At 53.1% G+C, this 20,883-nt stretch carries 18 protein-coding genes; 7 read left to right on the plus strand and 11 right to left on the minus strand.

Going from position 1 to position 20,883, the window contains the following annotated elements; genetic code table 11:
* Window positions 1-11 precede the first annotated feature (11 nt).
* The 7 genes from EPV75_RS11070 to EPV75_RS11095 form a co-directional block, all read right to left on the minus strand.
* Entirely contained in the window at window positions 12-449 is a 438-nt protein-coding gene (locus EPV75_RS11070) for a hypothetical protein (RefSeq protein ID WP_128385427.1), read from the minus strand.
* Between the two features lie 46 nt (window positions 450-495).
* Window positions 496-1,293: an FAD:protein FMN transferase gene (locus EPV75_RS11075; RefSeq protein WP_128385428.1), complete on the minus strand. Its 798-nt coding sequence runs from the start codon at window positions 1,291-1,293 to the stop codon at window positions 496-498.
* Window positions 1,290-1,823: an FMN-binding protein gene (locus EPV75_RS11080; protein ID WP_128385429.1), complete on the minus strand. Its 534-nt coding sequence runs from the start codon at window positions 1,821-1,823 to the stop codon at window positions 1,290-1,292. The genes EPV75_RS11075 and EPV75_RS11080 overlap by 4 nt, the downstream gene beginning before the upstream one ends.
* 9 nt (window positions 1,824-1,832) lie before the next feature.
* Window positions 1,833-2,249, minus strand: coding sequence for a DUF6662 family protein (locus EPV75_RS12345; protein WP_225972327.1), 417 nt, complete (start codon window positions 2,247-2,249; stop codon window positions 1,833-1,835).
* Window positions 2,250-2,268: 19 nt separating this feature from the next.
* Complete coding sequence (locus EPV75_RS12350; protein WP_225972328.1) at window positions 2,269-2,724, minus strand: DUF6662 family protein; 456 nt, start codon at window positions 2,722-2,724, stop codon at window positions 2,269-2,271.
* Between the two features lie 288 nt (window positions 2,725-3,012).
* Entirely contained in the window at window positions 3,013-4,854 is a 1,842-nt protein-coding gene (gene recQ, locus EPV75_RS11090) for a DNA helicase RecQ (protein WP_225972329.1), read from the minus strand.
* Window positions 4,855-4,999: 145 nt separating this feature from the next.
* Window positions 5,000-5,386 carry a hypothetical protein gene (locus tag EPV75_RS11095; RefSeq protein ID WP_128385430.1) on the minus strand — a complete coding sequence of 129 codons (387 nt, stop codon included), beginning with the start codon at window positions 5,384-5,386 and terminating at the stop codon, window positions 5,000-5,002.
* Window positions 5,387-5,614: 228 nt separating this feature from the next.
* On the opposite strand from EPV75_RS11095, the gene EPV75_RS11100 reads away from it, so the two are divergent.
* Entirely contained in the window at window positions 5,615-6,724 is a 1,110-nt protein-coding gene (locus tag EPV75_RS11100; RefSeq protein ID WP_128385431.1) for an SO_0444 family Cu/Zn efflux transporter, read from the plus strand.
* A gap of 73 nt (window positions 6,725-6,797) precedes the next feature.
* On the opposite strand, the gene EPV75_RS11105 is transcribed toward EPV75_RS11100, so the two are convergent.
* Complete coding sequence (locus EPV75_RS11105) at window positions 6,798-7,616, minus strand: DUF2189 domain-containing protein (protein ID WP_128385432.1); 819 nt, start codon at window positions 7,614-7,616, stop codon at window positions 6,798-6,800.
* 337 nt (window positions 7,617-7,953) lie between these two features.
* Here EPV75_RS11105 and EPV75_RS11110 point away from each other — a divergent pair, with 337 nt between their 5' ends.
* On the plus strand, window positions 7,954-9,153 hold the full coding sequence (locus EPV75_RS11110; RefSeq protein WP_128385433.1) for a methyl-accepting chemotaxis protein: 1,200 nt from the start codon (window positions 7,954-7,956) through the stop codon (window positions 9,151-9,153).
* Between the two features lie 59 nt (window positions 9,154-9,212).
* Here EPV75_RS11110 and EPV75_RS11115 read toward each other — a convergent pair whose 3' ends face one another.
* The 3 genes from EPV75_RS11115 to EPV75_RS11125 all read right to left on the minus strand — a co-directional run bounded on the left by EPV75_RS11115 (window position 9,213) and on the right by EPV75_RS11125 (window position 14,496).
* Entirely contained in the window at window positions 9,213-12,341 is a 3,129-nt protein-coding gene (locus tag EPV75_RS11115) for an efflux RND transporter permease subunit (protein ID WP_128385434.1), read from the minus strand.
* The gene (locus EPV75_RS11120) at window positions 12,341-13,471 is read right to left on the minus strand and encodes an efflux RND transporter periplasmic adaptor subunit (RefSeq protein WP_128385435.1); all 1,131 of its coding nucleotides are present in this window, start codon (window positions 13,469-13,471) and stop codon (window positions 12,341-12,343) included. Before EPV75_RS11120 ends, EPV75_RS11115 begins: the two co-directional genes overlap by 1 nt.
* 119 nt (window positions 13,472-13,590) lie before the next feature.
* Window positions 13,591-14,496: a LysR family transcriptional regulator gene (locus EPV75_RS11125; protein WP_128385436.1), complete on the minus strand. Its 906-nt coding sequence runs from the start codon at window positions 14,494-14,496 to the stop codon at window positions 13,591-13,593.
* 158 nt (window positions 14,497-14,654) lie between these two features.
* Here EPV75_RS11125 and EPV75_RS11130 point away from each other — a divergent pair, with 158 nt between their 5' ends.
* The 5 genes from EPV75_RS11130 (at window position 14,655) to EPV75_RS11150 (ending at window position 20,604) form a co-directional block, all read left to right on the plus strand.
* Window positions 14,655-15,497, plus strand: a complete 843-nt coding sequence (locus EPV75_RS11130; protein WP_128385437.1) for a pirin family protein — start codon at window positions 14,655-14,657, stop codon at window positions 15,495-15,497.
* A 186-nt stretch (window positions 15,498-15,683) separates the two neighbouring features.
* Window positions 15,684-16,193: a DsrE family protein gene (locus tag EPV75_RS11135; protein WP_225972330.1), complete on the plus strand. Its 510-nt coding sequence runs from the start codon at window positions 15,684-15,686 to the stop codon at window positions 16,191-16,193.
* A 229-nt stretch (window positions 16,194-16,422) separates the two neighbouring features.
* Window positions 16,423-17,019 (plus strand): TRAP transporter small permease subunit, encoded by a 597-nt coding sequence (locus tag EPV75_RS11140; RefSeq protein WP_128385438.1) that lies wholly within the window; start codon window positions 16,423-16,425, stop codon window positions 17,017-17,019.
* Window positions 17,019-18,392 (plus strand): TRAP transporter large permease, encoded by a 1,374-nt coding sequence (locus EPV75_RS11145; RefSeq protein WP_128385439.1) that lies wholly within the window; start codon window positions 17,019-17,021, stop codon window positions 18,390-18,392. Before EPV75_RS11140 ends, EPV75_RS11145 begins: the two co-directional genes overlap by 1 nt.
* A 97-nt stretch (window positions 18,393-18,489) precedes the next feature.
* Window positions 18,490-20,604 (plus strand): sensor domain-containing protein, encoded by a 2,115-nt coding sequence (locus EPV75_RS11150; RefSeq protein ID WP_128385440.1) that lies wholly within the window; start codon window positions 18,490-18,492, stop codon window positions 20,602-20,604.
* Window positions 20,605-20,883 lie beyond the last annotated feature (279 nt).

Genomic DNA, 20,883 nt, shown 5'->3' on the forward strand with positions numbered 1-20,883 from the left:
ACGACACCATCTTAACGCGCCATCAACAAACGGCGGCCTTTCTGCCAGTGCCACACAAACATCAGCCCCATAACACCTCCCAACACCAAATGGATGATGCTGGCGGCCATCGACCAATCTTCATCTCCGAAATAGAAAATCCCCAACGCACTTAGCGTCAACACCAAGAGGCTACCGACCAGCAAACCGCCACTGACCCGTTGCAACTTACGCGCCCAGCCCGAGCGCATGTGAATGCTCCATAACGCCCCGACCAGCATCAAAAACAACAGACTCATGCCGGTGTGCAACGTCGCGGAAGGCGTGCGCCAGCTATTCGGAAAATCACTGAACCAATCGATATCAAGACGGAACGTAAACAAACTCGGAATCAGTAACAACCCGGTCACGAACACCACGACCACGGTCAACATCAGCGTGCCCAAAAAATACGGTGGATATCCTTTCATTCTTGCCTCTCTGAAATCACACTCTTAAAAACGCATGTCGAGCATTTTAAAGGCTTAGATGACGGGCGCCTAATTTTTTTGCCAGCGCGGAACGGGCTTCGGGTTCAGCCAAAGCCAACACCTTGGTGACACCGTCGGCCAACCAGGCAGAATCGGCTTGAACCGAAATCTCGACATCATCCGGAGAACCGCCATCGCTGTGAAAAATTTTCGACGGAAAATCCTCGCTGTGCGACGTATTCGAGCAAGCCAAGGCCGCGTTTTGCAACGTCAACGTCTGATAACCATCCGACGTCCGCAATGCCACCGGCAAAGTCACCGCCCCGAAACAGCGTAAATCCCCGCCCGCATTCACCCAGCCGTTTTCAACACCACACGCCTGCATGGCATTCACGGCGCGATCCACGGCAAACCCTTTGGCAATGCCGTCCAACGTCACCAACACCGGACGCCGCAACCGAACCGCTTCGCCGTCGATGTCTAAGTCCTCGGCCCGGCCGACCGGCAACGCCGAAGCATAACCCTCGTGTTCCGGCAAAATACCGTCTCGAACCAGATACCCGCCCACCGTACAATTGAACAGGTGATCCGAATCCAGCATCAGCTGCTTGGCCCGTTGCAGCAACGCCACCGTTGGCGCCTGCACCCTCACCCATTGGCCGGGCTGAGCATTGATTCGGCTGAGGTCGCTGTTCACATCGTGGAAACTCATTAAAGACACCACTTCTTCCAAGGCTTGAAAGGCGCGCTGAAACACCCACGCCACGTCCGATACCACCGCCGAGTCAAACCCGACTTCGACAAAAGTGCCCATCATCGGACGCATGCGTTTGGACCACGTCATTTCAAATGCTGAGAGTGGATGACCAGTAGGCGTTTCACGCCATTGGTGACGTTACGGCAGGACAAGGTGGCACCGGCGATATTGGTGATGTCTTTATTGAACTTCAGTCGGCTGGAGGCATCCGCTCCCACAAACTGTTCACGCCAGGACGCTTCCCGGACTTCGTCACCGTAAGTTTCCCGATAGTCCATGATTTCGATGCCGATCACATCGCCTTCCGGTGAAATGGCCGCTGCATAGGTAATGTATTCATGCTTGCCGATGACCTTATCAACCAGGAACCACCCCAGGAATTGGCCGTCCTTCTCGGCACGCCAGATTTGTTGTTCGTCCCAGCGTTGCCGGACATCGCTGACCTCTTCAATCCGATCTTTATCTTCATCGCTGAAGTGCAAGAAATGTTTCTGGAAAGCACTCGCCTCGGCAAACAAAGCCTGTTGTGCCTGCGGTATCGTTAAATATTCGGTCGCAAATGCCGGCTGCACAATAGCGGCCACCGGCAAGATCAACCAAGGGTTGAATGACGACATGAAGGCTCCTTAAAAGTTATAACCCAGCTTCAGACGCAACTCGTATTTCTCATGGTCCGCCAAGTGCAAGCCATTGCGGTTATCGTCACTTTCATCCGTGCCCACAATCTGTTGCGCATACGTCAGAGTGGCCCACCAAGCTTTAGCACCATAGTGAATACTCGGGCCGGCAAACACATCCCAATGATCGAACTCCCAAGTCCCGTCGGCCGGATCCAACATCTCCTGATCCACCCAGCCCTCGGCTCCGACATACCAGTTCGGCGCGAAGCGATAAGCCACACCGGTACGCAGTCGCGGTGCCACGGCCATTTCCGTGCCTTTCTCACCGTCGGTCTTCCAGGTTTCCATTTCCAACTCGATATTGGTCACCCACTGCAATTGCCCGTCCATATACGGCTTTTGCAGAATCAATTTGGTTTCCAACGCCCAACCTTCACCTTTTTCACCGGTATATGGAGTCCACCGTGTCGTATGTCAACTCACCGTAAAGCGAGAGACCCAAATCATCGGCATAAGGCGACAACACCATGTGCTTGATTTCGGCCGATACCCCACTCAACTGAAAATCGTTTTTGCTGCCGCTGATTTCTTCATCGCCGGTCGGACCGGCACATCCGGCACCGCAATCGTAGTCATGACGATAACCGTTGATGTAACCGGCAATCGACGTCCGGTTCGTCAAACCATATTCCAACTCCGCGCGCACCGCTTGCATGTTATAAGTTCCACGGCGCTTACCACCATGCTGGGTGATCCACAGATAAGCTTCTTTAGCGCCTTCCGGCAAGGTTTCCGCGCCGGTGGTGTAACCCAACAGGTTTTCATCCGCTTGAGCGACATTGCCCAAAGCGACGGCCGCCGTTAACAAGCCGGTTGCGAAGAGTCGTTGCAATTTCATTTAAGTCGTTTCTCCAGTAAAAATAAAATACAAAATCAAATCTAATTGAGATTGATTGGCATTTTAAATAAAAAGCCTTACTTATTTCAATAAAAATGCAAAAAATATTGATAATTGTTTTTATATAGAAGAATAAGGAATCGTTATTCGCAACAGACCGAGCGAACAGAACTAAACTAACAAGTTGATTTAAAATAAATTATTAGACTAAGCAAATCGCCAAATGAAATCGTACAATCTGTACCAAACTAGTTTGCACATTTCGTGCATATTTTAAATCCAGTACGGTCACGCTTGTTGCAATCGACGGAGTTCCGCCAGAAACTCAAAGCCATAACGCGCCAACTTACTTTCACCCACGCCACTGACTTGCAGCAGCTCGGCATCTGTTTGCGGCATCCGCTGCGCCATCTCGATGAGCGCCGCATCGCCGAACACCTGATATGCCGGGCGTTCTTCACTGTCGGCAATCTCTTTTCGCAAGCGTCGCAAAGTTTCGAAACGTTCCAGCTCCACACGGGACAAATCCGCTTTTTGCTGTTTTCCACCAGGCCTGGTGGTTTTTCCGATTGGATTACGGGGTTTGGCCAACTGCAAGCACACCTGCCCTTTCAGCACCTCCCCGGCTTTTTCGGTGAGCCGCAAGACCGAATATTGCTGAATGTCCTGCAGCAAGTAGCCCAAATGAATCAATTGCCGCAAAATACTGTCCCATTCCGCCGCCGAATGCTCCCGGCCAATGCCGTAAGTACTCAGCGCTTGATGGTTCAATTGCCGGATTCGTTCATTGTCCTGGCCGCGCAGCACTTCCACCACATGGCGTAAACCATACCCCTGATTCAACCGATAAACACAGGAAAGCGCTTTTTGCGCCGAAACAGTGGCATCGAAAAATTCGGGCGGGTTCAAACAAATGTCGCAATTCCCGCAATCGCTGTCGGTGGCTTCGCTGAAATAATTCAACAAAACACGACGGCGACAGGTCTGCGACTCGGCAAAATCCACCATGCTGCTCAACTTGAATCCTTCCACCCGACGCTGATGCTCATCCGGCTGATTTTCGACAAAATGCCGTGCCGTGACCACATCCTGCGCGCCATAAAGCAACAGGGCTTCGGAGGCCAGGCCGTCCCGGCCGGCACGCCCGGTTTCCTGATAATAACCTTCGATGTTTTTCGGCAAATCGTAATGCACCACGAAACGGACATTGGGCTTATCGATGCCCATGCCGAACGCCACCGTCGCCACCACGATATCCACCTCATCCCGGATGAAACGCTGGTGCACGCTGTGGCGAACCTCACCCGGCAAGCCGGCATGATACGCCTGCGCGTTATAACCGCCGGCCTGCAATTGCGACGCCACCTCTTCGACCCGCTTACGGCTCAGGCAGTAGACAATACCGCTTTCCTGCACCTCGCCGCGCGCCTCTAAAAACCGTAACAACTGCTTCATCGGCTGACGTTTTTCCAGCACGGTATAACGAATATTCGGACGGTCGAAACTGCTGATGTGAACTTTTGGCTGCTGTAAATGCAACCGCTGCAAAATGTCCTGACGGGTGGCTTCGTCGGCCGTCGCTGTCAGCGCAATGAAGGGGACCTGCGGGAAAAACGTTCTGAGCTGGCCGATTTGCCGGTATTCGGGCCGGAAATCATGCCCCCATTGCGACACGCAGTGCGCTTCGTCAATGGCGAACAAGGCGATGGGGAGCTGCTGAAGCTGTTGCAAAAACGTGTGGTTGAACAGCCTCTCCGGCGAAACATACAGCAAATCGAGCTGTCCGGTGTGCAACTGCATCAACACCTGATCGGCGGTCTGGACATCGAGCGTGGAATTGTAATAGGCGGCCTTGACGCCATTGGCTTTCAAGGCACTGACTTGGTCTTGCATCAAGGCAATCAACGGCGACACGACGATGGCCGTCCCGGATCGCAAGATAGCGGGCACTTGATAACATAAGGATTTTCCGCCCCCCGTTGGCATCAGCACAAAGCAATCTTGACCGGCCATGACATCCTCGATGATATCGGCCTGGTGCGAACGAAACACTTCGTAACCGAAAACGCTTTGCAACACGCCCAATGGCGTATTTGCACGCTCGGACGCCATCACCGAAGGGGCATTCATAAAACGAGATTGGATAATAGAGCGAAAGTCATGGCGCGTATTTTACAAAAAACCCGCCGTGATAAGAAAAGAGTTGGCGATATTTACTGGGTATCGATGCGCAACCTTGACCGATAAGGCCGCATCCGTTCAACGTCGGGCCGGCTTAGACGTAGACCCACAGCCATTTATCTTTCAAAACCGAGAACAACACTCCGTAAATCGTCACGAAATACACCACCAAATAGACGACTTCCCAAACCCAGGGTCTGAGCATCCGTTGCCAACGCGAGTGCACATAAACGGAAAATTTCGCAAAAATCGCCGACACCAAAACCACCAGCAGGACCATCATGACCAGCTGGCTGGAGGCCGCCTGCATTTTCGCGCTGAACAGAAAATACACAAACGTCAACAAAACGAATGCATATAGAAAGTACAGCACCAGATATTCGCGTTTATCCTGAACCAGTTTGTAGAAAGCGAACGCTAGCCCGTAAGCCGCGATCGCCAACACCAGAAAAGGAAGCACATCCATCCACTCAACGAACATACCACTCCCCATTTAATGAGCTCACATGAGTGCCTAAATTTAAGCCCACTCGAGTTTTACTATACCAAGCCTCAGCTTTAAAATACAAACAAAACGTATTTTTATTTACAATCATAATTAAACCAAACGGTCGTTCATTGAATGGCACATCCCGATAGAAATTGCTAGGATGTACCGATACCGAAAAGACTCTGACCAACGACCCGGTCACTTACCCAAGGAGGCCTGATGACCCTGTTTGACCATTTCCTGTCTCTGGCTCTGGAGTCCGCTCCCTGGCTGGTGCTCGGGTTGATTCTCGGCGGACTGATGAAAGTCCTGCTGCCAACCGACTTCCTCAACAAACATTTAAAACGTGATTCATTGGGCAGCGTGGCCAAAGCGACCCTACTGGGCGCCCCACTCCCGTTATGTTCTTGCGGCGTCGTGCCGGCCGCCGTCGGATTACGGCAAGCCGGCGCCTCCAAACCGGCCACCGTCTCCTTCTTGATTTCCACGCCGGAAACCGGCGTGGATTCCATCAGCGTGACCTATGCCCTAATGGGACCGGTCATGGCCGTCACGCGGGCCATCAGCGCCCTCGGTTCGGCTTTTTTTACCGGCTTACTGGTCTTGTTGTTCGATCGTTCATCCCGCGCCGAGAGTTCGGCCGCGACCTCTCCGGTTTCTGACCAATGCGAAGCCACATCCAGTTGTTGCAGCAACGGAAGTAACGAGAAACCCGCAACCTCGAGTTGCTGCGGTTCAACACCTCAACCTTCGTCCTCCGGCTGGCTGACATCCGCGACGCAAGGGCTGCATTACGCCTTTAACGACATGCTGGCCGACATCATCGGTTGGCTGACACTCGGGCTGGTATTTGCCGCGGCGGTGCAGACCTATCTGCCGCCGGATTTTCTCACCCAATGGGGTTCCGGGCTGCTGGCCATGATCATCATGCTGCTCATCGGCATCCCCATGTACGTTTGCGCCACCGCATCCACCCCAATAGCGGTGGGGCTGATTCTGGCCGGCATCTCCCCCGGCGTAGCACTGGTGTTCCTGCTGTCCGGCCCGGCCACCAATATTGGTACACTGGGCATCATCGCCAAACTGCTCGGCCGCCGCACCATGTGGCTTTACCTGTCCGGCACGGTTTTTTCAGCCCTGGCCGCCGGCTTACTGTTCGATGCTCTCCTGAATTACTGGGACTGGAACCTCACCGCAACCATGCAAGCTCACCATGACACTGTGCCGTTCTGGCTGCAAGCGGCGTGTTTGACCATTTTGGTGTTGGCGGCACTGAATATCTACCGTCGTAAATGGCGCACGGCCAAACAGGCCCCTGAACACGAATAAAACACTGAAACAAAAAAGCCCTTCCGAAGAAGGGCTGTTTTTTAGGCATATTTCCAAATATGGCCAGGCCTGGTCATGCTTCCTCTGAAATCTCGACCAAGTCGTTAAAGGCGTGCCAACTGGCGTAACCCAACAGCGGCAAAATCACCACCATCGCCACACCGGCGGTCGCCACACCGATACTGACCAGAACCCCTAAAGTCAAGGCCCATACCAGCATCACCCCTTTATGTTCCATGGTCACTTTATAACTCATGATCATGGCTTGGATGAAACCGACTTTACGGTCCGACAACATCAGCGGAATGGTCACCACACTGATGGCGAACACGAACGCCGCCACAAAGGCCCCGACGATAAAGAAGACCGTCAGGAATTCCAGCCCCGCTTCCGACATCAGGAAACCGAGCGCGCCCATGTCTTTTTCCACAATCAACAGCGATTGCGACTTGACCACCGCGACCAATAACCCGGAAATCCGCGTCCATACGGAGACCAGAACCGCCAGCGAGACGGCAAACAACGCAATATTGGTCAGGTTATGCCGCCAGACAAACATCGACTGGATTAAATCCGGCTTTCGTCCCTGCTCCAACTGCTGGGCGATGGAATAAAGCCCGGTCGCCAGGAAAGGCGCGATCATGACCACGGACGTTCCCAATGCAAATAACAGAAACGGGGTTTGACGGAACGTGGCCACCATGGCCAGAATGAAAAACAACATCATCAAGCCGTAAAACAGCGAGGCCAACGGGGCGTGAGCGATGTCCATCCACCCTTTTTTCAACCAGCTGCCGACTTGACTTACCTGTACATCTTTGGAAACGAGATGTTCGCCCGAAGGCATATACTCATCGAAACGATGGGCATGCGTTGAGATTGCACGTGGCATAACTCCCTCCTTGTCATCAGACATGATTCGGGCACTCATTGCCTTGGCTGTCGTCAAGCCGAGCAAAACGGCCCCTTGACCCGAACACTCAATAACGATTGCGAACAGCCGTTCAAGAGTGTCCAACGATTTGAATGGCATCAAGATGAAATCATTCAAATACTTGACTCCAGTTTAAGGTTATTAAGTCGATTTTCAAATGAATATTTGTTAGCATTTTCACCTAATCAATAGACAATTCGTAATATAATCAACCACTAATATCAATACTGCATAATTTTGGCAACGAATTTGCTTACCCTGTTTTCAGGTTCAATTACGACACGGATAATCAATTATGTTTTTGTGGAACACTAAAAAACCCAGCATCCTACGACGGATGTTTTCGGCCTTCATCGCTTTCGGTTTCTTCATGGGAGTATTCTTCCCCATATTCGCGCACTTGTTCGTCGAATGGAAACCCGGCATGCTGGGCTGGTTTATCTTGTCCTGCATCATCGCCGGAATCAGTATCGGGCTGTTCAATTACTGGCTGTTGAATGTCATGCTGTTGAACCGCCTCAAACGTATCGGTGAAGTGGCCAACGCCATCAGTAACAACGACGTGTCGCACAAGTGCAGCCTGGTCAGCCACGATTTCATCGGGGATATGGCCAACAGCTTCAACCTGATGTCCGGCAACCTGCGCAGCATGATCAGCCGCATCGCCGAGGTTTCGACTAAGTTGAACCAATCGGCCGAGCAGATGGTACACGTTACCCACGAAACCCAGAACAGCGTCAACCAACAGCAGCAAGGCACTGAGATGGTGGTGTCCGCCATCGACAACATGACCAGCACCGTCACCGAAATGACCAATAACACGTTTGCCGCTTCCGAAGCCGCTGAAAAAGCCAATAGTGCCACCCAGGACGGTTCGAAAGTGGTATTGGATACGGTCGCAGCGATTCAGTCGCTGGCCAACGAAGTCGAACAGACGGCCCACGCCATCCAGAACCTGAAAGAAGACAGTGAAAACATCGCCACCGTTTTGGACGTTATCAAAGACATTGCCGAACAAACCAACCTGTTGGCGCTGAATGCCGCCATTGAAGCGGCCCGTGCCGGAGAAAACGGTCGTGGGTTTGCCGTGGTGGCGGATGAAGTACGAACCCTGGCCAGCAAAACCCAGGAATCCGCCAAAAAGATCGAATCCATGATCGCGAATCTGCAGAACGCCGCCCAACAGGCGGTCGAGATTATGAATCAAGGGCGTGAACAAGCCAACAACAGCGTCACCAAGGCCAACGAAGCCGGACGCTCTTTAGAATACATTGCTTCCGCAGTGAAAACCATCAGCGACATGAACATTCAGATTGCGAATTCAGCGGAAACCCAACGCAACCAAACCGACGTGGTCAACGACAGCGTCAGCCAGATTCGCGAAACCGCCGGCACGGTCGCGCAAGGCGCCGCCAAAACCGACCAGGCCAGCAAAGAAGTGGATCTTTTTGCCACCCAGTTATCCGAGCTGATCGGTCAATTCAAAACACGTTAACGCATTCGGCAAACGCGGCGTTCGAAAACGAACCGTGTTCGCCGCTCCAGTTGATTCTATCAGGCCTTCTCTGCTTGACCGTTTGACTCGGCGCGTTCCGCCAAGGCAACGTCCAGTTCATGGGTTTTCGCCAGCGGCGAGCCGGTACGGCGGGCAATCAAGCCATAGGCCACCGGCACCACGAACAGGCTTAACAGCGTTGAAAACGCCACCCCCCACAACAGAACATACCCCAAAATCTGACGGGTCTCCGACCCGGCGCCTTCCGACAAAATCAACGGAACGGTTCCGGCACAGGTGGTGAACGCCGTCATCAAAATCGGCCGCAGACGCAATTGGGTGGCGGAAACAATTGCCGCATAGAACGACATCCCCCTATCCCGCAACTGATTGGCAAATTCCACAATCAGGATACCGTTTTTGGTTGCCAGCCCCAGCAGCAATACCAAGGCGATTTGGCTGTAGATATTCAAACTCATGCCATAGAACAGCAAAGCGAAAATCCCCCCGGCAAACGCCAGCGGCACCGTCAGCATGATGACAAACGGCTGAACAAAACTCTCGAACTGCGCCGCCAGCACCAGAAAGACCACCACCAAACCGAAAATGAACACGAAATACAATGAGCTGGACGACTTCTGGAAATCACGCGACTGGCCTTTGTATTCGATGGTCGCATGCGCCGGCAAGGTCTCCCGAACCAAATCGTTCAAATACGCCAAGCCATCGCCCAATGAATAGCCGTCCACCAAATTGGCCGAGAGGGTAATCGAGCGCACCCGATTATAACGGTTCAAACTCGAGGCCGTGGCATCTTCCGTCAACGATACGAGGTTCGACAACGGAATCATTTGCGAACCGTCGTCCGAGCTCAGGTAAATCTGATTCAGGTCCTGCGGGGATTGGAACCATTTCGGGTCGGCTTTCAACAGAATGTCGTATTCTTCGCCGTTATATTCAAAGGTCGTGGCTTTTTTCGACCCCAACAGAATCTGCAACGCCTCGGAAATTTCTTCATGCGAAATTCCCAGCGCGCGTGCTTTCGCGTAATCCACTTTCAAGCGCAATTGCGGTTTGGTCGGCTGATAGTCCCAATCCAAACCGGTTAAGCCCGGATTGGTTTGCTCGATGGCATCGTCCATCAAGCCTTTCCATTTTTCCAGTTCCTCATAACTAGAACCACCGATAACAAACTGAATCGGCTTCTGGATGCGACCGCCGATACTGGAACGCATCACCGGAATCGCTTTGACGCCGGACAAATCCGACAAATCCTTGCGCACCGCCTGCATGATGTCAAAACCGTTCCGTCGCTTGGCCCAGTCCTCCAGCACCACGATTACAAAACCGGAATTGAACACTTCGCTGTTGCTGAAAGAACGCGGTGCACGCACAATCAAACGCTTGGCTTCGCCGTTTTCCACCAACGGCATCAATCGGCTTTCGATTTCCGTCATGTAACTTTGCATGTAATCGAAAGTGGCCCCTTCCGGCCCTTTCACCATTACGAAAAAGACCCCACGATCCTCTTTCGGCACATATTCTTGCGGTACCTTCTGGGCATAATAAATCAGGGACGCCAACACAGTGAAAAAGGCCACCCACACCCATATCGGATGACGCAGGTTCTTAATCAGAAATTTCTTGAAGAAATGGTGATTCGACCAACGGGCACGGGCCGCACCAGGCCTGGTGGTTTTTGCGGTTTTGGTCGACTTGAGGATATTGGACGCCAAGGCCGGCGACAGCGTCAGCGCCACCCAGCTGGAAAACAGCACCGCCACCGCCAAAGTGATGGCGAACTCGGAAAAGAGCCGACCGATATTACCTTCCAAAAACCCAATCGGCAAAAACACCGCCACCAGCACGATGGTGGTGGCAATGACCGCAAACCCGACCTGCCGCGTTCCTAAATAAGCGGCGGCAATCGGTCGATAACCCATATCCAAATGCCGCTGGGTGTTTTCCAGCACCACGATGGCGTCGTCCACCACCAAACCGATCGCCAGCACCAACGCCAACAAGGTCAACAGGTTGACGGAAAAGCCCAGCATCCACAGTACCCAGAAGGTGGCAATCAACGACACCGGCAAGGTCACGGCGGGCACCAGTGCCGCACGCACGTTTTTCAGGAAGACCAGCATCACCAAGACCACCAGCCCGAGCGAGATGAACAAGGTCTTATACACCTCGTTCACTGCCTCCTGAACAAACACCGACGCATCGTAACTGTCTTTCAACTCCAAGCCGTCCGGTAAGGATTCGTTCACCAGCGTTTTACGCTCTCGCGCCAACTGCGCCACACTCAAGGTATTGGCGTTCGATTGTTTGATAATGCCGATACCGACCATCGGCATGCCATTACCTTTGAAGAAACGACGCCGCTCAATGGCGCCCATATAGACGTTGGCGACATCCTGTAAGGTAATCTGTCCGATTTGCGAACTTTGTTTGATGATCAGGTTTTTGAAATGCTCGACGGTTTGCAACGGTTTATCGGCCAGCAAGGTCAGCATAATGTGTTGTCCCTGCACCGAGCCGACCGGCAATTCCACATTCGAGGCACGAATCTGTGCCTCGATTTCCGACGCGGTCACGCCGTATTCGGCCATCTTTTTCGGATCCAGCCAAATCCTTAACGCAAAAGACTGCCCGCCGCCGATGCGTACCCGTGCCACGCCGTCCAACACCGAAAAGCGGTCCACAATATAACGTTCGGCAAAGTCGGTCAGTTCGGGGATGGTCATGCTGTCGCTGGCAAGGTTGAACCACATGATCGGGCTTTCATCCCCATCCACTTTCTCCACTTCCGGCGGATCGGCTTGCACCGGCAGGTCATCGGCAATGCGCGAGACCCGGTCGCGAATGTCGTTGGCGGCCGCATCAATGTCGCGGTTGATGCTGAATTCCACGGTGATTTTGGAACGGCCGTCGGTCGATTCGGACGACATGTATTCGATACCGGAAATCCCGGCGATGCGGTCTTCGATGCGTTTGGTGATGCGGCTTTCCACCACCTGAGCGGACGCCCCGAGATAGGTAGTGTCGATGGTCACCACCGGCGGATCGACATTCGGATATTCCCGCAAGCTCATGCGATCAAACGACATCATCCCGACCGCTAACAGCAGCAACGAGACCACCGTGGCCAGTACAGGCCGTTTAATGGACGTGTCCGACAACCACATTAGCGGTCACCCGCTGGCGTCGAGACATCCACAGCCGACTGGGACGAGGACTTTTTCAATAACTCCGGTTGCGGTTGTCCTTGCTGCATCGCCTTAATGCTCACCGGCCGATTCAGGGAAATGCCCATCAGCCCTTGGCTCACCACCCACTCGCCGGTTTCCAGACCACTGACCACTTGGGTCATGCGATTGCGGCGCTCACCGGTTTCGATTTCCACCCGTTCCAGCTTATAGACATCCGGTTTTTGGCCCGGCACGATGCGATAGACGAACTGACGATCGCCCAACATCAAAATCGCCGTGTTCGGCACCATCAGTTGTTCTTGCGTTGGCAGTTCAATGAACGCCTGCACCATCATCTGACTTTTCAGTTCGCCCTTAGGGTTATCCACCATGGCACGTGCTTTGACCATCCGAATGGTTTCGTCCACCCGCGGCGCAATCACTTCCAGCTGACCGCTGAAACGTCGTCCCGGATACGAGGTCGATTCGATTTCCACGGTTTGCCCCAGTTTCAAGTCTCGCAGATAACGGCTCGGCAGCAGCAAATCCAGACGCATCTGGCGCGTGTCATCCAATGATACGATTTTCGTGCCCGGTTGCACCAAGGCACCGACACTGATATTACGCAACCCGACCTGTCCGGCAAACGGCGCATAAATACGACGGTCGGCGATTTGCGCCTGAATCACTTTTCGTTTGGCTTCGGCGGTTTTCCACTGGCGATAACGTTCGTCAATCAGCGAGCGGGTCACGGTGCCGCGCCCTTCGATTTCTTTCACCCGGTCATACTGGCGCTTGGCTTCTTCCGCCGCCTCCTTGGCTTCTTCCAACAGCGCGAATTCCTCTTCGGCATTCAGCTCCACTAGCAACTGACTTTTGCGGACAAACTCGCCGTCCTTGAAATGCAGGGCTTTGACCCGCTCGGTGACATTGGCGGTAATGTCGACCGACTCTTTCGACTCCAGTCGCCCCAATACCTGTAAATGCACCGGGATGGCAATGGGCTTGACTTCATAGGCGATGACCGGAACCGGTGGCTTTTTCGTTTTTTGCACGGGGGCATCACTCGCCCACACCGCCGAAGCGGACAGACAGGTGGCCAGGAATAACAGAGCTGTTCGACGCATGTATTTCGCCTTTATCAAAAACTGCGGTTATAAAATTCAGATTATATTATGCCGGGAAGGAGCGAATGATTATGAAAATAAAATGCAATTACAATGCTTTTTCAAGCATTCGAGGATCGTTACAACTGATCCCAATAAGCGTTGTTGCCGAAACGCTCCACCAGAAAATCAATCAGCACCCGTGCTTTTTGCGACAGGAAACGGTTTTGCGGATAGACCGCATAGGCCGCGACCGGCGGGATTTCATAGTCGGTCATAATCGGCACCAGTTCACCTTTCGCCAAAGCTTTCCAGGCAATGAAGGTCGGTTGTAACACAATGCCGTGGCCGGATTTGGCCATGTTCAGCAAAAAATGGCCGTTATTGGAAAACATCTTAGCGTCCAGGTTCAGGTGATGTTCCTGTCCGTCCGGGCCGACCAATAGCCAACTCATGGCGGTTTTCGAACCGTAGCGCAACACTTGATGCTGCTTCAGGTCTTGGACGGTTTCCGGGGTACCGTGCTGTTGGAGATAATCGGGGCTGGCGCAGAGCACAAACCGAATCGGGGTGATTTTGCGCGCTTGGCTGGTCGAATCCTTCAGGTCGGTGATGCGAAAAGCCACATCGAACCCCTCTTCCACCAAATCCACTTCACGGTCGGAAAAATCGATCTGCATCGTCAGCTTCGGGTGTTGACTGGCGAACTCATCCAATAACGGTGACAAGTGTTCCAAGCCGAAAGACAGCGGCAAAGCCAACCGCAGACTGCCTTCCAGGTTATTTTTCTGTTCCCGCGTCACCTGATTCATTTCCGTCACCGCGTCCATGACATTCAGAGCACGCTGATAATACAATTGACCGGCGTCCGTGAGACTGGATTTACGCGTGGTGCGATGAATCAACTTGGTTTCCAGACGCGCTTCCAAGTCCGCCAGGCGACGGCTTACGGCCGACTTCGCCAGATTAAGCTGGTCCGCCGCCTTGCCGATACCGCCGGATTCCACCACCCGGATGAACACCTGAATATCTTCCAATTGTCCCATTTTCATCAATTCCTTAAGGTGATTTTTCGAAATTGTTCGCATTATCAGAACACTGTTTTTGCATTCTGGCGGTTTTTCCAAACGAAATCAAGCGGTAATCTATGCCCAATGGTTCCGTGCAGCACGGAAAGCGTCACACACATATTTTGGAGAAGCTTATGTCACACACCAAAGAAGTTACCTTAATCACCCGGGGCATGCCCGCTTCGGACGGCGCAGGCGTCCGCCTGACGCGTTTGATCGGCAACCCGCAACTGAAAGACCTCGACCCGTTTCTGATGCTGGACGCGTTCGAATCGGACAACCCGGACGATTACATCGCCGGTTTTCCGCCCCACCCGCACCGCGGGTTCGAAACCGTGACCTATTTATTGCACGGGCGGATGCGCCATCGCGATAACCAGGGCAACGAAGGCGTGGTTGAGCCGGGCGGCATTCAATGGATGACCGCCGGGCGCGGCGTCATCCACTCGGAAATGCCGGAACAGGAAAACGGACTGTTGCAAGGCTTCCAACTTTGGGTCAACTTGCCGTCCCACGCCAAAATGACCGAACCGGGCTATCAGGATTTCAGCCCCGAAGACGTACCGGTGGAAACCTGGGAAAACGGCACGGAAATCCGCGTCGTCACCGGCACCACCGAACGCGGTACCGTCGGGCCGGTCAAAAACGATTACGTCACGCCCACCTATCTGGATGTCAGCCTCACGGCGGACACGGAATTTGTTCAGGCATTGGAAAGCGGCAGTCACAGCTTCATTTACCTGATCGAAGGCCGGGTCTATGTCGGCGACAAAGAGGCGGCGGTGAGCCAGGGCCAATTGGCGGTGCTGTCGGACGGAGACCGGGTGCAACTGCGCGCAAGCGACAAGCCCGCGCGGTTTTTGCTGATTTCCGCCCAACCGCTGGAAGAACCGATTGCCCGCGGAGGGCCTTTTGTGATGAATACCCAAGCGGAACTGCAACAGGCGTTCGACGACTTTCGCAACAACCGTTTTTAAAATAGGGACAAAATCCACATTGGTTTCACAATCTCAACCAAGGCGATAAACCGCCAGGCCTGGCGGTTTATCGCCTTTAGAACTCCGTTTTCACGGCCGGACATGACTGGACTTTTGTCCCCGAAATCACTAGGCTGGCAAGACACAGTTTTAACAAAGAAGACAACAACGGTTACGGAGCACCCCATGAAAACGATTTCCCATCTTCCCCAACGCTTGATGCAATTACTGTTCGTGACGGCGACCAGCATCGCTTTGGCCTTCAGCCCGGTTTCCCAGGCTGCGGACGACGGTGCCAAGGCGGTTTACCATGTCGATTTCAAAGACCCGACACGTTATTCCGCTACCCTGACCTCCATCAACAACATCATCAATTATTACGAATCCGAATTGATGGAGCCGGAAATTCATTTGGTGTTTGTCGGTTACGGTCTACGCTTCACCACCGACGACGATTTGAAAGGCACGCCTTATGAAGCCGGCAAACCGTTGAAAGAACGTCGTGCCGAACTGAAAGGACGCCTGCAATCCTTAATGGACGTCCGTAACGTCAAGGTGCATTTGTGTGATAAAACCCGCGGCGAAGTCGGCCTCGACCCGTCAAAAGTGTATTCGGGCATTGAATTGACGCCGTCCGGCGTTGCCAAGATCGCCATCCTGCAAAGCGAAGGTTTTGCCTATTTGAAAATCCAATAGTTTCCTCCAGCAACGGAGTGAGGCATCGTAATTCAAACCTCCGTTGCTTTTTTCTTTCCCGCTCTACCCTTACATTTCCCCGGCTTTTTCCATTCGAGAATTGCGCTTTTTACCGTCTTTGGGGTAGAATAGCCCGAATTTGCTTATAAATGAACCAACTAGCGCCCTTCTTCAACGCTGACCGGGCCGGTTGTTTTTTTTGATTTCCCCAAGAACCCATGAGTTCGACATGACAGACTTACCGGCTTCAAGCTCCCTACCCGCCACACTGGTGCGCTTTATTCAACGACAAAACCAACTGCAACAAACCATCGGACATGCCTTTGCCTGGCTGGCGCTGACATTGGTGCTCCTGTCCGCTTTCGTGGTGTTGTACCGTTATGGCTTCAACAGCGGCTCCATCGCCCTGCAAGAAACCATTCTTTATAACCACGCCATCTTTTTCATGATGGGCATGGCTTACACTTTGCAGCAAGGCGGCCACGTGCGGGTGGATGTGTTCTACACCCGCATGAGCGAAAACCGCCAGGCCTGGGTGAATTTGATTGGCAGCCTGGTGTTGGCGTTACCGTCCATGGTCTTTATTTTCTGGGTCAGTTGGGATTACGTCACTGGAAGCTGGGCCATTCTGGAAGGTTCCTCCGAAGCCGGTGGCCTGCCGTTCCTGTACGTTCTGAAAAGTTTCATTTTAATCATGGCCTCCTTGATGGCGTTACAGATTCTCGCCAATGCCGTTGAAGCGTACTTGAAACTGTTCCAACGCCAGCAACCGGCGGTCATCGACTGGTTTCAACACCGTGAACCGGAACACGAGGAGAAACTGTAATGGAATTCCTCGCCCTGCTGTTATTCGCTCTGATTTTCATCGCCCTGATGATGGGCTTTCCGGTGGCCTTGACGCTTTCCGGCGTCTCGTTGATTTTCGCTTTGGTCGCCGTCCAGTTCGGCTGGTTTGACCTGGCCTTTTTGCAAAGCATCCCCAACCGCATTTTCGGCATCATGACCAACCCGACGCTGACAGCCGTGCCGTTGTTCGTGTTCATGGGCATCATGCTGGAAAAATCCAAACTGGCTGAGCAACTGCTCGGCACCATGGACGAAGTCATGCGCGGTTTCCGCGGCGGCCTGGGACTGTCGGTCATTCTGGTCGGCGCGCTTTTGGCGGCCAGTACCGGCATCGTCGGTGCCACCGTCGTCACCATGGGCTTACTGGCCTTACCGACCATGCTCAAACAGGGTTATTGCCCGAAACTCGCCACCGGTACCATCTGCGCCGCCGGCACGTTGGGGCAGATTATTCCGCCGTCCATCATTTTGATTCTGTTGGGAGACGTTTTGTCCTCGGCTTATCAACAGGCGCAACTGGAACAAGGCATCTTCTCGCCGGAAACCCTGTCGGTCGGCGATCTGTTTGTGGGCGCACTTTTCCCGGGCATGCTGTTGGTGGTGCTGTACATGGCGTATGTGTTCGCCATGGCAGTATTCAGACCGCACACGGTACCGGCCGATGCGAATGCCACGATTCCACCAGGCCTGGGCAAACGCGTCATTACCAGTTTGATTCCGCCGTTGGCGCTGATTGTATTAGTACTGGGTTCGATTCTCGGCGGCTTTTCCACCCCGACCGAAGCCGCTTCTCTCGGTGCCTTGGGCGCGATGCTGCTGGCCGCCGCCAAAAAACGTTTGAACCTGCAACGCCTGCAAGAAGTGATGCGCGGCACCCTGCAGGTATCCAGCATGATTTTCCTGATTTTCATCGGCGCAGCCTTCTTCTCACTGACTTTCCGCGGGCTGGGCGGCGATGATTTGATGCACGACTTCCTCACCAACCTGCCGGGCGGCGTCTTCACCGCCGTGCTGATGGTGATGGTGCTGATGTTCATTATCGGTTTCTTCCTCGATTTCATCGAAATCACCTACATCATCGTGCCGGTGGTGGCGCCGGTTCTGTTCATGATGGGGGTCGACCCGATCTGGTTGGGCATTATGATCGCCATCAACCTGCAAACCGCCTTCCTGACCCCGCCGTTCGGGTTCGCGCTCTTTTATTTGCGGGGCGTAACCCCGCCGTCGGTGGCGACCGTCGACATCTATAAAGGGGTGTTGCCGTACATTCTGATTCAGCTCTCGGTGCTGGTGATGCTGGCGGTTTGGCCGGAGTTGGCCACTTGGTTGCCAAGCGTGATTTATCAAGACTAAAAAAAGATTCTTGGCTTGGGTCAAAATACGCTATGATTAATGATATTGAGACCCAATCACATTTGTTGCACATTTATGGGAATGACAGTCGAATCGAATGCAGGCCGCTGAACTCGAAGAAAGGCATTTAAAAGCCTTAAAACTTTCTCACCAGCAGACACTCGAAATCATCAATCGTTTCGAGCAGGGGGTTATTCTCTTCACCGCCGACGCCAATCCGATTCTCTTCAACCAAACCTTCCTGCATTATTACCCGCAACTGGAGTCGTCCGAAGACTTCTTTAAAGACGTCGCACTCTTCACCCAGAAGCACCACGGCCACCGGTTCGAGTTGAAAGATTGGTTGAAACAACTGCACCAGAACATCGAATCCCCCCACCAGCAGGTCTGGTTGAAAAGCCCGCAATCCAAGGTATCGATTCCGGTTCGCTTGCAAGCCTATTGGATTGACCTCCACACCACGCCGCACATACTGTTGATTGTCTCCGACCAAACATTACACACCCAAGTCACGGCACAACGCAAACTGATGGAGGCCAGCTACGCCGGCCAGTTCGTCACCAATGCGCAAGGCTATATCCAGCATCCGAACCAGGCCTTCTCCGGCTACACCGGATTGACGCAAACCGAACTGAGCCGCATGACCTACATCGACTGGTTGCGCCAGCAGGTGTCGTTCAAAGTGCCGTTCGAAAAAGTCATTTCCGCGCTGTTGAAAGAACATTTCTGGACCGGCGAAGTGCAAGTACACGCCTCCGAAGAAAATGTTTTCTTCGCTGTGCTCAGCCTGTCGATGATTCTCGATGCGGAGCAAAACATCGAACATTTCGTCGGTCTGTTGCAAGACACTACTGACATCCGCGCGGCGCAAACCGAAATCCAGCAGTTGGCCTATTTCGACAAACTGACCGGCTTGCCGAACCAGACTTTACTGCACGACCGCATTGAACGCCTGCTGCAACAAACCGATTCGGAAACGCCCTACCATGCGCTGTACCTTATCAGCCTCGACGGTTTCAAATCCATCAACGACACTTTCGGTCATGACACCGGCGACGAACTGCTTCAACAGGTGGCCAACAAACTCAAACAGACGTTACCGGAACAAGCCTTTCTGGCACGCGTCGGCGGCGGTAACTTCTCGATACTTTACCCCAGCCAGTCACAAGACGAAGCCCTCTCGAAGCAGGACATCGCCCGTTATTCGGAAACCCTGCTGGATTTGATCGACGACCGCTACAAACTGGAAGACAGCTCGGTACACACCTCCGCCAGTATTGGCATCTGCCCTTTTGCATTGAACGACACCGTCCATTACGACAGCGACCAGTTAACCCGCTACACCAATATGGCGATGTACGAAGCCAAAAAACTGGGCGGCAACCAGGCGTATTTGTTTGAAGACACCTTAATGCAACGCGCCAAGCGCCGTTTGGAGCTGATCGAAGCACTCAACCATTCCGAACTGGACGACGAGTTTCAAATGTACTTCCAGCCGCAAGTCAATCGCGAAGGGCGTGTCGTCTCCGCCGAAACCCTATTGCGCTGGTTCCACCCGACGCTTGGCCTCGTCTCGCCGGCCAAGTTTATTCCGGTGGCCGAAGAAGGCCGACAAATCATCAAAATCGGTCTTTGGGTGTTGCACAAAGCCTTCTTGCAGGCCCGCGCCTGGAACGCCAAATACTGCGACATCCGCATCGCCATCAACGTTAGCCCGGTGCAGTTTCACGAGCAAAGCTTTATCGAGATGATCATCGGTCTCATCAAATTCACTCAGGTCAATCCACACAACATCACGCTGGAATTGACCGAAGGCGTGCTCATCAAAAACGCCAAACTCGCCCTGCAGAAAATCCAACACTTGGTCAGCCTCGGCTTTGAAGTCTCGATTGACGACTTCGGCACCGGCTACTCATCCTTGAGTTACTTGCAGAAACTGCCATTGCATGAATTGAAAATCGACAAAAGCTTCATTTCCGACGTACCCGGCAATGTCGACGACGAAGCGATTATCACCTCCATCATTCAACTGGCCGCCAGCAAACAACTCAAGATCGTCGCCGAAGGCGTCGAAACCCAAGCCCAGGCCGACTACCTGAACGCCCTCTATCCCGACATTCTGCAACAAGGGTATCTCTACGGCAAACCGCTACCGGCCGACGAATTCGAAGACGTCTTCGTCAAACCGCAAGCCAATAACAGAACCGCTTAAAACCAAACAGCCAGACCGAACTTCACCGAATTGTCACCAGGCCTGGTGATTTTTGAGATTTCACCGCGTTTTTCGCACACAACCCAAATAAAAACAGATATTTATTTCCAATTAAGGTAGAATGCCCGCTTCTTAGGAATCTTAAATGCAAAACGCCGGATTCCGATACTTTGATATGCCTGCCTGATCGTTATTCATTTTGAGATGTCCGACACAACCACATCTCATCTACTGGGGATTCGCAACTGAGATTGCAAACAGGGTGGCATTGATTCCGAC

Source organism: Hydrogenovibrio thermophilus, assembly GCF_004028275.1.
Classification (GTDB): Bacteria; Pseudomonadota; Gammaproteobacteria; order Thiomicrospirales; family Thiomicrospiraceae; genus Hydrogenovibrio; species Hydrogenovibrio thermophilus.